Origin of the sequence: Sphaerisporangium sp. NPDC051017 (assembly GCF_040683095.1) — a bacterium.
Classification (GTDB): domain Bacteria; phylum Actinomycetota; class Actinomycetes; order Streptosporangiales; family Streptosporangiaceae; genus Sphaerisporangium.
Map to the genome: position 1 here is coordinate 79,168 of NZ_JBFBCI010000012.1, position 14,539 is coordinate 93,706.

The window sequence follows — 14,539 nt, forward strand, 5'->3', positions numbered from 1 at the left end:
ACCGTATTAATGGAATGTGCCCGCCCCAACGCGAAGCACGCCCTCCAGCGTCTCGAGGTCCTGCGGAGGCTCGACGGCGGCCGGCCTCTCCAGCCCCGCGCCGCCGAAGTCCACATCCAGGCCGTCGGGCTCGCCCGCGGTCAGCGTCCGCTCGTACCTCTCGATGATCAGGTCGGCGAGCCCCTCGCAATCGCCGATGACCTCGGCGCAGCGCACGTCCAGGTCGATGTGCCCGGCGGCGTACGCCAGGGCCTCGGCCCAGATCCGCTCGAGGACGGCGCCCGCGAACAGCAGGTACGGGAGCACGACGACGCGCTTGGCGCCGAGGCGGCGGCAGCGCTCGATGCCCTGGGCGACGCTCGGCGGCGCGTCGGACACGTAGGCGGTCTCGACGGTCAGCAGGTCGGGCGCGTGGGTCTCCCAGAACAGCCGCGACACGCGGTGGACGTCGGCGTTGGCGGCGGCGTCGCCGGAACCGTGCCCCACCAGCACCACGGCGGTCTCGGCCGGGGACACCGGCTCGCGGTGGGCCTCGTGGTCGTCGGCCGGGGAGACGGCGGCGAGGCGGGGCATCTCGGCGAGCGCGTCGGCGAGCCGCTCGGCCATCAGCGCCAGCACCCCCGGGGACGCGGCGAGCGACTGGCCGTAGTCGTAGACGAGGGTCGGGTGGGCGACCCGCGCCCGCGCGAGCGCGGCGGTGATGTCGGCGTCGTCGCCCAGCGTGAGCGGGAGGGCTACCATGCGGTGGTGGCCGCGGGCCACGAGGGAGGCGACCGAGTCGCCTAGCGAAGGGCGTCCCCTGGCGGCGAACCCGCCGGACACGTCGGCGGCGACCCCATCGAGGCGACACCGCAGGCGGTGGACGAAACGGCCGAACTCGGCCGCGCCCGTGTCGTCGTGGGCGCCGTGCCCGATGAGCAAGAGCGACGGCTTCATATGGATCTCCGATACGTTGACCTGCGGTTATGTTGGCCGGGTCGCGAGGATATACGAATCTGCCAATCCATGGACATGACTTTGCACCCTATTTGGCCAAGTCAAGACCGATGGTTCATCGTGATCTTGCGGAGGGCGCGTGGCACGACGAGATCTGTGCCTATCGCGCCCCCTCCGGCCACGCCGCGTTAGAGCGCCGCTTTGGCCGGGCGCTCCCCGCTAGACCGGTTCGCCCTTGAGCAGGCTGAACAGGACGGCGTCGGAGAGGCCGCTGGAGACGTGCAGGGCGCTCCGCAGGACTCCCTCCTCGCTGAAGCCCGCCTTCCTGGCCACCCCCTGGCTCGCGTGGTTGCCCACGGCGATGAGCAGCGTGACCCGGTGGAACCCGCGCATCATGACGAAGGTGGTCAGCGCGCGGGTCGCCTCCAGGGCGACGCCCTGACGGCGCGCCCAGGGCGAGATCCAGTAGCCGATCTCGACGTCCCCGCGTTCCCAGTCGGCCCGCTGCACTCCGGCCGAGCCCGCCAGCCGTCCCCCGGCCCTCGGCTCGATGGCGAAGTGGACGCCCCCCACCGAGTCCGTGTGGGCGTACCTGGTGCACCAGTCATACGCGCGCTGGAGGTCGTACCCCTCGGCCCAGGGCATCCAGCGGTTGATCTCGGGGTCGCCGTCCACGGCGGAGAAGACGTCGCGGGCGTCGGAGCCGGTGAAGGGGCGCAGCAGGAGGCGCTCGCTCTCCAGGCGCACGCCGGTGCCGAAGCCGCGGCCGTTCATCGTCGGGGGCCCGAGGGCGAGATCGCGCGACAGCATGCCGAAGACGACCAGGTCGTGCGGCCCATCGTCCTCGTGGCCGCCGCCGCGCAGCAGCCCCTCGCGGGTGTACCCGGCCTTCTCGGCGACGCGCAGCGAAGAGGTGTTGTCCAGGTTGGCGCGCAGTTCGACCCGGCGCAGGCCGCCCTTGGTGAGCGCCCACTCGGTGAGCCCGGCGAGGGCTTCGGGGGCGTACCCCCTGCCGCGGTGGGCGGGGTGGACGCCGTACCCGACCTCGGTGGACCCCGCGGCCCACACGGTCTTGAAGAGGCTGATGGCACCGACGACGACGCCGTCGGCGACCATCGCGAGGTGGACGCCCTGGCCGGAGCGCCACAGCTCGTGCACGCCGTACGAGAGCCACTGGGACACGCCCGAGGCGTGGCCGGGGACGCCCGGCGGGAGGAACCGCGCGCCCGACTCGACGATCTTCCGCACCCTGTCGGCGTCGTGCGGGCCGAAGGGCCGGAGGAGCAGCCGTTTGGTGGCGATCGTCAGGTGCTGGTCAATGCCGGTCAATTCCATCCCCCCTGTGCGGACATATCAGCTCACCGCACAAGGGGGATGGTGCGCAACTCAGGACGCCGAGGACAGCGCCTCGCGCCACTTCACCCGGGCTCCCGTACGCAGCACCGCCCGCTGGTAGATGCGCCCGCCGAGCAGCAGCACGGCGACCGCCGCGACGATCATCAGCCCCGCGGCCAGGCCCGTCTCCCAGAGAGGCACGTCCAAGACGGCCGAGCGTACCGGCATGACCATCGCGGAGAACGGCGGGACGATCGACAGCACCTGCGTCAGCGTGCTGTCGGGAGCGCCCGCCGCGACGAACCCGACCAGGTAGCTCGCCATCAGCAGCATCGTCGCGGGGGTCAGCACGCCGCTGAGCTCCTCCTGCCGGGACACCAGCGAGGCGATGGCCGCGAACATCGCCGCGTAGAAGACGTAGCCCAGCAGGAACCAGACGACGGCGCCCGCGACCACGCCGTACGTGCCCTCGGGCAGCTCCGGCACCGCGCCGGTGACCTGCGCCGCCACCAGGCCGACCGCCGCGATCACGATGACCTGGGACAGCCCGAGCACGCCCAGGCCGATGACCTTGCCCGCCAGAAGCTGCCATGGGCGCACGGCGGTGAGGAGGATCTCGACGATCCTGCTGCCCTTCTCCTCCACCACGCCCATGGCCACCCAGGTGCAGACCTGGATCAGCAGCATGAACAGGATGACGACGATGACCATGGCGAGCACGCGCCGGATCGTCGCGTCCTCGCCGGTGCCGTTGAGCGACACGGTCTTCATCGGCGCCACCTGCTGGGCCTGCCCGACCTTGGCCGGGTCCAGGCCCGCCGCCGTGAGGTTCGCCTCGGTGGCGACCACGCGGTGGGCGGTGTCGAGCAGCACGGCCAGGCTGTCGCCGACCACGGTCTTGGAGATGACCGTGGTGTTGTCCACGACGGCCGCCTCGACGTCCCCGTCCTCGACGCCCTTGCGCGCCGCGGCCTCGTCGGCGTACCGCGTGACCTTGACGGTGACGTCGGTGGCCTGCGCGGCCTGCCCGGCGAGCGCGGCCTGGAGCCGGTCGGCCTGCCGTCCCGCCAGGCCCACGTCGTAGTCGGAGCCGCCGCCGATCAGCTTGGGGAGGGCGGCGAGGACGACCACGAGGACCGCCGTCACGAGCAGCCCGATGCGGAAGCCCTTCGTCCGGCCCCGCACGGCGATCTCGCGGCGGGCGACGAGCGTCACGGCGTTCACGCGACCACCTCGCGGAAGATCTCGGCCAGTGAGGGCTCCTGCCAGGCGAAGTGCTGGACGTGGCCGGCCTGGGCGGCGACGCGCAGCGCCTCCTGGTCGTCGGCGGGCATGAGGATCACCTCGTCGTACCGCGCGCCGTCCTCCGGCGTGCGTTCGGTCCTGGACACGATCTCGCCGGGCAACCCGCCGGCCCAGCCGGGCGCCGCGCCGGTGACGACGATGCGCAGGCGCTTGCGGGACTCCCGTGCCCGCAATTCCTCGACCGTGCCTCCGGCGATCATGCGCCCGGCCTTGATGATGCCGACCGAGTCGCACAGGCGCTCGACCAGGTCGAGTTGATGGCTGGAGAAGACGACCGGCACCCCCGCGGCCTTGCGCTCGGTGAGGACGCCCGCCAGCGCGTCCACCGCGATCGGGTCCAGGCCGGAGAACGGCTCGTCCAGGACCAGCAGCTCGGGGTCGTGGATGAGCGCCACGGCGAGCTGCACGCGCTGCTGGTTGCCCAGCGACAGGCTGTCGACGTCGTCGCCGCGCCGCTCGGTCAGGCTCAGCCGCTCGATCAGCTCGTCCGCCGACCGCTTGGCGGCCTGCGGGGGCATGCCGCCGAGCTTGCCGAAGTACTCGATCTGCTCGCCGACGCGCATCTTCGCGTACAGCCCACGCTCCTCGGGCATGTAGCCGAACCTGCGCCGGATCTCGTGGCCGGCCTGGGCGCCGTTCCAGCGCACCTGGCCGCCGTCGCTGCTCAGCACGCCCATGACGATGCGCATCGTCGTCGTCTTCCCCGCGCCGTTCGCGCCGACGAAGCCGAACATCTCGCCGGGGCGCACCGTCAGGCTGACGCCGTCGAGGGCCACCGTGTCGCCGTACCGTTTTCTGAGGCCGTCCACCTCGAGCATGGGGGGCTCCCTTTCGTGGTCTTCTCCGGCAGCGTGACGCGGCTCGGGGCGCCGTTTCGCCGGGGTTGCCCTGTACGTTACTGACCTTCCAGACAGAGCGAGCGGACAAAACGAACGGCGGTGAACACAACGCAACCCCGGCACGGCGAACGATGCCCGTACCGGGGTCCCGGACGAGGGGACGCTAGACGGCGATGATCACTTCCAGCGTGCGGGGGCCATGGACGCCCTCGACGCGGTTCAGCTCGATGTCGCTGGTCGCCGAGGGTCCGCTGATCCAGGTGAGGGGACGGCCCGGGTCCAGGCGGGCCACCGCCTCGGGGACGGAGGGGACGATCCGCTCGTCCGGGACCACGCACAGGTGGTAGTCCGGGACCAGGGTGAGCGCCCTGCGGCCCTGACCCGGGCCGGCGTCCAGGACGATCGTCCCGGTCTCGGCGACGGCGACCGCGCAGCCGGTGACCACGCCGTCCGCCGCGTCCAGGAGGGCGGCGGTCAGCGGAGGGTCGTCCGCGAGGCGCTCCAGCGGCGCCGCGGCGCTCAGCCACCCCTCGGGCAGCCCGTCCGGGACGACGATCCGGCGCGCGCCGCGCCGGGACAGCGCGTCCGCAACCGTCGTGGCCACCTCGGCGGCGGGGACGACGTGCACGACCGCCTTGTAGTCGCGCACCCGGTCGGCGAACCGCTCGACGCGCCCGGACTCGGGGCCCGTCGTCCGGTAGTCGCGCGGGATCTCGACCCGCGGCGCCCCGGCCACGGCCGCGCGGACGCGCGCCAGGACGCGCTCGCGGGAGCTCACTTCGCCCCTCCTTCGGTGCGGTCCCACCAGTCGCGGAAGGATTCCTCCGGGACGGCGGGGACGTCACGGGTGTCGGTCCAGGCGGCGCCCGGACCGGGCAGCCGGCGCCGGGGCACGAGGCCGCGCAGCCGCGAGGCCAGGCGCTGCGCACGCCGCAGGCGGGACGGCCGCTCCAGCACCCAGCCCGCCGCCTTCAGCCCCGCCCGCTCGGCCGGGGCGTGCGGGGTCCTGGCGCGCAGGTGGACGAGCACCTCCGGGATGTCGATCGCCACCGGGCACACGTCGTAGCACGCGCCGCAGAGGCTGGAGGCGTACGGCAGCGAGGCGTCCGGCTCCGAGGCCGTCCCCCGCAGTTGCGGGGTGAGGATCGCCCCGATCGGCCCCGGATAGACCGATCCGTACGCGTGCCCGCCGACCCGCTCGTACACCGGGCAGACGTTGAGGCACGCCGAGCAGCGGATGCAGCGCAGCGCCTGGCGGCCGATCTCGTCGGCCAGCACCTGGGTGCGGCCGTTGTCCAGCAGCACGAGGTGGAACTCCTGGCCCTCGGTCGCGCCCGTCCACATCGAGGTGTAGGGGTTCATCCGCTCGCCCGTGGAGCTCCTCGGCAGGAGCTGCAGGAACACCTCCAGGTCGCGCCACGTCGGCAGGACCTTCTCGATGCCGACCACGCTGATCAGCGTCCGGGGCATGGTCAGGCACATGCGGCCGTTGCCCTCGGACTCCAGCACGACCAGCGTGCCGGTCTCGGCGATCAGGAAGTTCGCGCCCGAGACGCCGACCTTGGCGGACAGGAAGCGCTCGCGCAGGTGCAGGCGGGCGGCCTCGGCCAGAGCCTTCGGGTCGTCGGTGAGGTCGCCGGGGGCGGGGCGGCCCCACTCGCCCATGTGCTCCAGGAAGATCTCGCGGATCTCGGAGCGGTTCCTGTGGATCGCGGGCACCAGGATGTGCGACGGCCAGTCGTCGCCGAGCTGCACGATCAGCTCGGCGAGGTCGGTCTCGTTGGCGGTGACGCCCTCGCGTTCGAGCGCCTCGTTGAGGCCGATCTCCTGGGTGGCCATCGACTTGACCTTCACGACCTCGGTCTCGCCGGTGGCCCTGATCAGGCCGGCGACGATCCTGTTGGCCTCGGCGGCGTCCGCGGCCCAGTGGACGTGGCCGCCCGCCCGGGTGACGGCCTCCTCCGCCTGGACCAGGTAGCGGTCGAGGTTGCGCAGCGTCTCGTCCTTGATCGCCTTGCCCGCCGCGCGCAGCGCCGCCCAGTCGGGCAGCTCGTCCACGACGGCCTGGCGCCGGCCGCGGATGGTGTGCGTGGCCTTGCGGAGGTTGAAGCGGAGCTGGGAATCCTCCAGGGCCTCCTCGGCGTTCTTCGGGAACGCGGGCATTCCGAGGAAGGTGCCCGGCCCGGCGCTCATCGCGGCCCTCCGTCCACGACAGGAACCTCGCGGCCGACGCCGCCCACCTCGCGTTCCGTCGCGGCGAGGATCTCGGCCAGGTGCATCACCCGGACGCCCGTGCGCTGGCGGCTCAGCGTGCCGCCGATGTGCATCAGGCAGGAGTTGTCGGCGGCGCACAGCACCTCGGCGCCGGTGGACTCGATGTTGGCGACCTTGTCGGCGCACATCGCGGCGGAGACGGCCGCGTTCTTGACGGCGAACGTGCCGCCGAAGCCGCAGCACTCGTCGGCGCCGGGGAGGGGGACGAGCTCCAGGCCGCGCACGTTCTGGAGGAGGCGGGTGGGGCGGTCGCCGACGCGTAGGCCGCGCAGGGAGTGGCAGGTGGGGTGATATGTCACCCGGTGCGGGAAATATGCGCCTACGTCGGTGACGCCGAGAACGTCCACCAGGAACTCCGACAGGTCGTACACCCGCGGCGTCACCTCCGCCACGGCCCGCGCGAACCCCGAGCGCCCGCCGTGGACGCTCGCGAAGGCCCCCGGCCGCGTCGCGCCCATGCCGTCCGCGAGCTTCGGGTACTGCTCCCGGACCATGGCCGCGCACGACCCCGACGGCGTCACCACGGCGTCGTACCCCGCGAAGACGTCCAGGAAGTTGCGCGCGAGCCGCACGCCCTCGTCGCGGTAGCCGGTGTTCACGTGCATCTGCCCGCAGCACGTCTGCCCCTCGGGGAACTCCACCGCGCAGCCGAGACGCCGCAGCAGCGTCACCACCGCCTTCCCCGTGCCGGGGAACAGCGTGTCGTTCACGCACGTGATGAACAGGGCGACCCGCATCGGCACCCCTTCCTCGATTCCCGCGATTCCCACGACCCGGGCCGGTTCACACCGCCCGGCGCGACCTTGTCACGGTCATGTCGATCCATATGCGACCGTGTACCCCACCCCACACGTCCTCCCCATCGGATCGCACAACTCCGGTCCGTGTTCACTCGATCACACATAGGATCCATGCGACGCCCCCACATGGGATCAGGGCACCGAGCCTATGCCCGCGCCGGCCCCTGACATCACGAAGGGAAAGTGATATGGAATCCCCCCGCGACCGGCTCAGGTCCCGGGCCGCCGCGCTCGGCATGCCGGCCGTGCGCGCCCGACGTGACCCCGCCACGGAAACCGCCACCCGTCCCAGCCGAAAGGCCGTGGACATGGACCGCATCACGCGGCTCACGGCCGGCTGGGGGCCGCGACTGGACTAGATCCCACCGACCCGGAGGGCGGCCTGATCACCCTGCTCACCGCCCCGCAGGACAAGCTGAAGGCCCCTCTCACCATCTGAGCGCCCTTCTCCCCCGCCGCCTCGCCGGCCGGGGCGTTCCCTCGTGTGCTTTGACATGCAACCGCGCGGCTGCCTATGGTGGACAGGCAACCAAATAGTTGCATGACCGAGGTGGCGGGCGATGGACGAGGTGTTCAAGGCGTTGGCCGACGGTAGTCGGCGGCGGTTACTGGACAGTTTGAACGCGCGGAACGGGCAGACCCTGCGCGAGTTGTGCGCGGGGCTGGAGATGAGCAGGCAGTCGGTCAGCAAGCACCTGGCGGTGCTGGAGGCGGCCACGCTGGTGACCACCGTGTGGCGGGGCCGGGAGAAGCTGCACTACCTCAACGCCGCGCCGATCAACGCCGTGGCCGAGCGGTGGATCGGCCAGTACGACCGTCGCCGCGTGCACGCGCTCGCCGACCTGAAGAGAGCATTGGAGCAGGAGCCGATGAGCAAGCCCGAGTTCGTCTACACGACCTACATCAACACCACGCCGGAACGCCTCTGGCGTGCGCTGACCGACCCCGCGTTCACCAGCCAGTACTGGGGCGTCGTCTTCGAGAGTGACTGGAAGACGGGCTCGCCGATGACCTGGACCGTGTCCGGGGTGACGATGGCCGACCCCGAGCAGGTCGTGCTGGAGGCGGACCCCTACCGGCGCCTCTCCTACACCTGGCACACCTTCACGCCCGAGTTCGCCAAGGCCCACGATGTCGAGCAGGAGCTCTACGAGAAGTGGGCCGCGGAGCCCCGCTCGAAGGTGACCTTCGACATCGAACCGCAGGGCGAGGTGGTGAAGCTGGTCGTCGTCCACGACGGCTTCGAGCCCGGCAGCGCCATCCTGGAAGGCGTCAGCGGCGGCTGGCCGCCCATCTTCGCCAGCCTCAAGACCCTGCTGGAGACCGGCAGCCCCCTTCCCGGGGGCGAGACCGGCAAGGCGGACGGGGCTCAGGCCGGCTGAGAGCGGTGCGCTACCGCCACGCCCCTGGCGGGCCGGTTCCGGGTGGATCCGGCCCGGGCGCGGCGCCTGGTGGTGGGCGCCTCCCCGCGCGGCGCGGGCACAGCGAGGGCCTCGGTGACCACGGGCGCGAGGTCCGGGTCCGCCGCCTCGCAGACGTCGATGGGACGCCGCAGCAGCTTCTGGGCGTACAGCAGGTCGGCGGCCTCCTGCTGCTCGTCGAGGAACCGGGACGTGACCGGTTCCAGCCGCCAGGGAAGCCGGCCCAGGGCGACCTCCCAGGCGTCCACGGAGCCGCCCACGGCCTCCTCGGCCAGGTGGGCCGCCTCGCGCGGGTTGTCCCTCGCCCATTCGTCGGCCCGCCGCAGCGCGCCGACCAGGGCGGCGACCGCGCGAGGGCGGGTCGCGGCGAAGTCGGGCCGGGTGAAGAACACCGAGCGGTCCGGCACCACTCCGGTCGTGCCGACGAGGACCGCCAGGTCCGGTGATGCCTCGGCCTTGACCAGGTCGGCCCCCTGCGCCACCCACGCGGCGATCTCCCCCTTCCGCACCAGCTCGGCGGTCTTCGGGCCCGGGGCGCGCGGTTCGATGTCCTGGTACGCCAGGCCCGCGCCGTCGAGCAGCTCGGCGAGGAAGTGGGTGTGCCACGACCCCTCGGCGAACGCCACGGCCTTCCCCCGCAGGTCCGCGACGGCGCCGATCCCGCCGTCCGGGCCGGGGGCGGCCGTGACGAGGGCGCCGTGGCCGGGGCGCGGGGCGGAGGCGGCGACGTACACGAGGGGCAGGCCGTCGGCCTGGGCGGTCAGCGGCGGGGTGGAGCCGGTTCCGCCGATGTCGATCGTCCCTTCGGCCAGCAGGCGCGCCGTGCGGGTGCCGTCGCCGTAGAAGTACAGCTCCAGCGGCTCGTCGAAGGTGTCGAGCACGTGTTCCAGGCGTGCCAGGAAGAACAGCGACGGGTTGCCGTTGTGCACGCCGATGCGGATGGTCACGGCCGCCTCCATGGGGAGGCGAGGGACGGGTGGGCGGGGGCCCGCTCCACGGTAAGCCGGGCGGGCGGGGCACCGGGAGGGAGGGCGGCCAACCCCGAAACGTCCTCCCCCTCCGGTGCCCCGAGGTACGGCGAGCCATCCTCTGAGCGCGCCCCGCTCGTCGCCGTACCGGCTCGTGGACGCGGGACGGCCGGTCCCGCGTGCGTGGTGCGGTTCATACGGTCTGTTCCTGGTATGTACGGCGGCCGGCGCGGGCGTTCGCGAGCGCCGTGCCGTCGGCCCAGGCGTGCACGTCCACGGCGGATTCGAGGAAGCCGTGGGCGCGCAGGAAGCGTTCCTGCTCGGCGAGCATGCCGAGCCGCTCGGCCGACAGGGCGATCTTGAGCCCCGGCAGGGCGGACCTGAAGCCGGACGGGCCTGCGAACAGGTCCGTCAGATCGGTCACGTCCACCGGGCTCGCGGGCGGGTGGTTCTCGCCCTGGAGGAGCATCGCCTGTTCCGGGTAGGCGGTGGCCCAGTCGGCGGCGTCCAGCACCACGCGCAGGAACCGCGCGACGATGTCGGGCCGCACGTCCAGGAGCAGCTGGTCAACGGTGATGAGCTTGAGCGTCCCGTCATTGACGCGGACCCGCCTGTCGGGGTGGGCACCGAGGTCGACGGCGACGGGCAGGCCGCGGGTTTCGGCGGCGCGCACGCCGGCCGGGCCCCGGACGTAGACCGCGTCGACCTCGCCGCGCGCCAGGGCCTCCAGCTCGGGGGCCCACGCGGCGTCGGCGGGCGTCGTGGGCAGGTCGATGAGGTGGGCGTCGTTGAGCGTGAGGCCTCCGGCCCACAGCGCGTTGCGCAGGCCGCGCAGGGCGGTGGCGCGCCGGACGTCGACGGGGACGTCCCGCCGCAGCGGCAGTCCGAGGCGCCGTCCACGCAGGTCCTCCGGTTCGCGGATGGTGACGTGCGGGCGGGTGACGATCACCTGGCGGGTCTCGGCCCAGGTGAGGCCGATGAGCCGGGTGGAGGCGCCGCGCGAGCGGGCCCACAGGGCGGGGACGTTGCCGCTCTCGTGGAACAGCGTCCTCAGGGGCCGGCCCAGGTGGCCGTCCAGGCCGGGGGTCTCCCTGAAGGCGCGCACGGCGATGCCTTCGGGGGTGAACTCGTCGTCGAGCCAGCCGAGGTCAGCGGCGATCCGGGTCGCCGTGGGCTCGGGGCAGCGGGTGTACCACAGCTCCTGCATCTTCTTCTCCTGTCGTCGTCGGTCGGCCGGTGGGCGTCTCGGCGTGACAGAGAGAACCGGTGATCCGGCAGAGATCGACGTGCCGACGGCTGGTCAGGTGGGCGGCGCGGTTCACGTCTCCAACGGTAATCCCGTGCTCTCGACTTTGCAACTATCCCTACTGGTTTTGCCTGAAATACCTCATCCAAGCCAACCGCAAGTCCGGCCCACGTCTCGACAAGCCGCGGTCAAGTCCGCCGCGTCAGGGTGAGCGACGTCCAGCGAACGACGCCCGGCGGCCTACCGGCGAGGCGGCCCACACGGCGTACACGAGGGGAGATCGGCGCATGAGCGGCACCGTGCTCATCCTCACCGAGGATGGCGACACCCAGGCCCGGCACGTGGCCCGCGCTCTCACCGAGCGCGGAGCCGACGCGCTCGTCCTGGAGCCCGGCCGGTTTCCCGAGGCCGCCCGGCTCTCCATCACGCTCGACCCCTCGGGGGCCGCGCGGCGCGTGCTGCTCACCGCCGAGCGGCGCCTGGACCTGGACCGGCTCGCCTCGGTCTGGTTCCGCCGCTCCGAGCCACCCGTGGAGGGCCCCGTCCAGCAGCAGGACGGGTTCGCCTCCGACGTGTGGGACACGCTGGTCTGCGCCACCGTCCCCGCCTCGCGCCCGGTGATCCACCGCGCCCGGCGCAAGCTGTACCAGTTGTCGGTCGCGGGACGGGCGGGGTTCGCGCTGCCGTCCACGCTGATCAGCACCGACCACGAGGAACTGCTGGACTTCTACCTCGCCCACCACGGGCAGATCGTCACGCGGGTGCTCGACCACCCGTGGGCCATCGGCGACCCGGCCCCCGCGGAGGAGCCCGGGACGCTCACCGACCCCGCGGGCACGGGCCCGTTCCCGCTGGTCGCACAGGAGCGGGTGCTGCGCAGGCTCGCGCTGCGGGTCATCGTCAGCGGCGCGCGGGTGTTCGCCGCCGAGATCCACTCCCCCAGGAGCTCGCGGCGGCTGCGCCCGCACGACCTGCCCGACGACGTGCGGAGACGCTGCCTCGGCGTCATGGCGCACCTCGGCCTGTCGTTCGGGACGATCGACCTGACGCTGACGCCCGAGGACCGGTACGTGTTCCTGGAGGTCAACCCCGGCGGCGGCTTCCTGCTGATCGAGGAGATCACCGGCATGCCCATCACCGACGCCCTGTGCGACCTGCTGCTGGCCGACACCCCGGAAGGGCGGCTTCCCTGGCCGGGCTATTCGGGGCGCGGCTAGTTATCCGGAGCTTCCGGATGGCCCGGGTCCGATATTTCCGGCTATGGCCCCCTCCGCGGGCTGGCAGAATCGGGCGCGTGAGGGTACTCGTCGCGGACGACCAGGAGCTGGTGCGTACCGGTTTCCAGATGATCCTCGACGCGCAGCCGGACATCGAGGTCGTCGCGGCGGTCGCCGACGGGGTCGCGGCGGTGGAGCAGGCTCGGCGGCTGCGGCCGGACGTGTGCCTGCTGGACATCCGGATGCCCCGGCTCGACGGCCTGGAGGTCACGAAGATCCTCGCCGGCCCGGGCGTGCCCGACCCGATGCGCGTGGTGATCGTCACGACCTTCGACCTGGACGAGTACGTGTACGGCGCGCTGCGCGCCGGCGCCTGCGGCTTCCTGCTCAAGGACATCGGACCGACGCTGCTGATCGAGGCCGTCCGCGCCGCCGCCAACGGGGACGCACTCGTCTCGCCCTCGGTGACCGTCCGGCTGCTCCAGCACCTCGCCCGCCCGGCGGCCGTCCGGGGCAGGCCGCCCCGCGAGCCGCTGACCGAGCGGGAGTTCGACGTCGTCCGGCTGGTCGCGCGCGGGCGGACGAACCAGGAGATCGCGGCCGAGCTGTTCGTCTCCCTGTCCACGGTGAAGACGCACCTCAGCAGCATTCAGGCGAAACTGGGCGCCCGCAACCGCGTCGAGACCGCCGCCTGGGCCTGGGAGTCCGGCGTCGTCCGCTAGGAACACCCCGGCGTAGTGATGCCCAGAGAACGGAGTTCCTCATCGAGGGCGCGGACGTGCTTGTTGCCCGCCCACGGCTGGAGGCGGGCACGAGCCTGCCGTACAGAGTCGGCGAGCCGACCAGAACTATGCCTAGCGGTGACCTGCGCCGCGCCACGGATCTTGTCGACGGCGCCGGGAACCTCACGTTTCCGGGTGAGCGCCTCGGCGTAGTGGATCAGGGCATGCCCTCGCGCGAGGTTGAAGGTCGTCGGCGCGCTCAATGTGCGGACGACGGAACTGATCGCGTCATCAGGCCGACCCCAGTAGAGCCGGCAATCCGCAGTACTGGCCTGCACTTGACCGATCGTCCACCAGTACAGGTACGCAGGGTCGCCCTCGGTTCTCGGCCGCTCGACCAGACCGGCCGCATGGGCAAGCGCTCGTTCGCTATCGCCCGTCTCACCTCGGCGAGCCAGCACTCGGGCGAGTTCCATCGCATGGACTGAGCGCATCAGATTGCTCGGGCTGCGCCGCGCCCAACCTTGGGCGGCGAAGACATGATCAAGTGCTTCCCCCACCTGCCCTCGGAAAACAGCCACGTAGCTGAGACAGGTGTGAAGGTAAGCGATCATGGTCGGATCGCCGATCTCGTGAGCGGCAGTGAGTCCTTCCTGATAGCGCAGACGTGCTCCCGCGTGATCCATCAGGTCGTGGTGGAGCCAGCCCGCGAATTGGCTGAGTTCGGCGTAGGCGTAGGTGAGCCGGTCACGCAGGCCAGGGAGCAAGGCTGTGCGGCTCAGCAGGTCGGCGACGAGCCGACGCTGCCCGTCGACGATGGGGAGCACGGTTTCCGGGCCGAAGTCGTCGTCCAGGCGACGGCATCGTGTGGTGAGCTTTTCGATCACTTCTACGGTCGAGACGTCCACCCGGGTAGAGGCTCGGACCGCTGACGCCAGCCGGTCCTTCTCAGGCGGGGACAGGTGCCGGAGCAGGACCAGAGCGGGAGCCCCGCCGAGCGCCAGGGCCAGTTCAAATAGCAGATCGCGGCGCTTCACATCGGCCTCCTCGGCTCCGAGAGCACGCAGCAACGAGGCGCAGTCCTGCGGCGTGGGAACAGGAACCACGTCACGTGCCGCTTCCTGACTCATGGTGACATGACCGGCAGACGGGCTGGGGACCCGAGAAGGCCGCTGTGCAAGGAGGTGCCGGTGATCCTTCCGGTCGATAAGCTGCCGATCGCGCAGGCTGTAGGACACGTACACCTCATCGGTGATCAGGCGCCGGGCGCTGGTCTGGTAGACCTGCGCGAACAGCGCCACCGTGCGCGCGGTGGGCCGCTTACCGCGCCGGGGCCAGTGCTCGAAGTCGTACAGCCGTGACTCGCGAAGCGCGGCGGTTCCGGCCGGGTCGAGATCGTTGTAAAGCGCCACGGCCTCGGCGGCGGTACGCCCGTAGGCGTAGCGATACAGGCGAAGCGGGCTCATATCGTGGTAT

15 protein-coding genes are annotated in these 14,539 nt (G+C 71.9%); 4 read left to right on the forward strand and 11 right to left on the reverse strand.

Annotated elements, in window-relative coordinates; all coding sequences use genetic code 11:
* Positions 1-6: 6 nt before the first annotated feature.
* The 7 genes from AB0M95_RS13365 to AB0M95_RS13395 form a co-directional block, all read right to left on the reverse strand.
* The gene (locus AB0M95_RS13365) at positions 7-936 is read right to left on the reverse strand and encodes a sirohydrochlorin chelatase (RefSeq protein WP_363763117.1); all 930 of its coding nucleotides are present in this window, start codon (positions 934-936) and stop codon (positions 7-9) included.
* Positions 937-1,155: 219 nt separating this feature from the next.
* Positions 1,156-2,265, reverse strand: a complete 1,110-nt coding sequence (locus AB0M95_RS13370; RefSeq protein WP_363763119.1) for a GNAT family N-acetyltransferase — start codon at positions 2,263-2,265, stop codon at positions 1,156-1,158.
* A 57-nt stretch (positions 2,266-2,322) separates the two neighbouring features.
* Entirely contained in the window at positions 2,323-3,495 is a 1,173-nt protein-coding gene (locus AB0M95_RS13375) for an ABC transporter permease (RefSeq protein WP_363763122.1), read from the reverse strand.
* Entirely contained in the window at positions 3,492-4,394 is a 903-nt protein-coding gene (locus AB0M95_RS13380) for an ATP-binding cassette domain-containing protein (protein WP_363763124.1), read from the reverse strand. Before AB0M95_RS13380 ends, AB0M95_RS13375 begins: the two co-directional genes overlap by 4 nt.
* A gap of 184 nt (positions 4,395-4,578) precedes the next feature.
* On the reverse strand, positions 4,579-5,193 hold the full coding sequence (locus AB0M95_RS13385) for a lactate utilization protein C (protein ID WP_363763127.1): 615 nt from the start codon (positions 5,191-5,193) through the stop codon (positions 4,579-4,581).
* Entirely contained in the window at positions 5,190-6,608 is a 1,419-nt protein-coding gene (locus AB0M95_RS13390) for a lactate utilization protein B (protein WP_363763130.1), read from the reverse strand. Before AB0M95_RS13390 ends, AB0M95_RS13385 begins: the two co-directional genes overlap by 4 nt.
* Positions 6,605-7,426, reverse strand: coding sequence for a (Fe-S)-binding protein (locus AB0M95_RS13395; protein WP_363763133.1), 822 nt, complete (start codon positions 7,424-7,426; stop codon positions 6,605-6,607). The genes AB0M95_RS13390 and AB0M95_RS13395 overlap by 4 nt, the downstream gene beginning before the upstream one ends.
* A 251-nt stretch (positions 7,427-7,677) precedes the next feature.
* Between AB0M95_RS13395 and AB0M95_RS13400 the strand changes: the two genes are divergently transcribed.
* Positions 7,678-7,848 carry a hypothetical protein gene (locus AB0M95_RS13400; protein WP_363763136.1) on the forward strand — a complete coding sequence of 57 codons (171 nt, stop codon included), beginning with the start codon at positions 7,678-7,680 and terminating at the stop codon, positions 7,846-7,848.
* Between the two features lie 201 nt (positions 7,849-8,049).
* Positions 8,050-8,871 carry an SRPBCC domain-containing protein gene (locus AB0M95_RS13405; RefSeq protein ID WP_363763139.1) on the forward strand — a complete coding sequence of 274 codons (822 nt, stop codon included), beginning with the start codon at positions 8,050-8,052 and terminating at the stop codon, positions 8,869-8,871.
* Here the strand turns inward: AB0M95_RS13405 and AB0M95_RS13410 are convergent.
* The 3 genes from AB0M95_RS13410 to AB0M95_RS13420 form a co-directional block, all read right to left on the reverse strand.
* A complete protein-coding gene (locus AB0M95_RS13410; RefSeq protein WP_363763142.1) occupies positions 8,859-9,857 on the reverse strand; it encodes an ABC transporter substrate-binding protein in 999 nt (332 codons plus the stop codon). The genes AB0M95_RS13405 and AB0M95_RS13410 overlap by 13 nt on opposite strands.
* A gap of 214 nt (positions 9,858-10,071) precedes the next feature.
* On the reverse strand, positions 10,072-11,085 hold the full coding sequence (locus tag AB0M95_RS13415; RefSeq protein ID WP_363763145.1) for an ABC transporter substrate-binding protein: 1,014 nt from the start codon (positions 11,083-11,085) through the stop codon (positions 10,072-10,074).
* Entirely contained in the window at positions 11,027-11,200 is a 174-nt protein-coding gene (locus tag AB0M95_RS13420) for a putative leader peptide (protein ID WP_363763148.1), read from the reverse strand. The genes AB0M95_RS13415 and AB0M95_RS13420 overlap by 59 nt, the downstream gene beginning before the upstream one ends.
* A gap of 211 nt (positions 11,201-11,411) precedes the next feature.
* Here AB0M95_RS13420 and AB0M95_RS13425 point away from each other — a divergent pair, with 211 nt between their 5' ends.
* Both AB0M95_RS13425 and AB0M95_RS13430 read left to right on the forward strand, forming a co-directional pair.
* On the forward strand, positions 11,412-12,341 hold the full coding sequence (locus tag AB0M95_RS13425; protein WP_363763151.1) for an MvdC/MvdD family ATP grasp protein: 930 nt from the start codon (positions 11,412-11,414) through the stop codon (positions 12,339-12,341).
* A 17-nt stretch (positions 12,342-12,358) separates the two neighbouring features.
* Entirely contained in the window at positions 12,359-13,063 is a 705-nt protein-coding gene (locus AB0M95_RS13430; RefSeq protein ID WP_363763154.1) for a response regulator transcription factor, read from the forward strand.
* On the opposite strand, the gene AB0M95_RS13435 is transcribed toward AB0M95_RS13430, so the two are convergent.
* Positions 13,060-14,529, reverse strand: coding sequence for a hypothetical protein (locus AB0M95_RS13435; RefSeq protein WP_363763157.1), 1,470 nt, complete (start codon positions 14,527-14,529; stop codon positions 13,060-13,062). The two genes, AB0M95_RS13430 and AB0M95_RS13435, sit on opposite strands and share 4 nt — an antisense overlap.
* Positions 14,530-14,539: the final 10 nt, after the last annotated feature.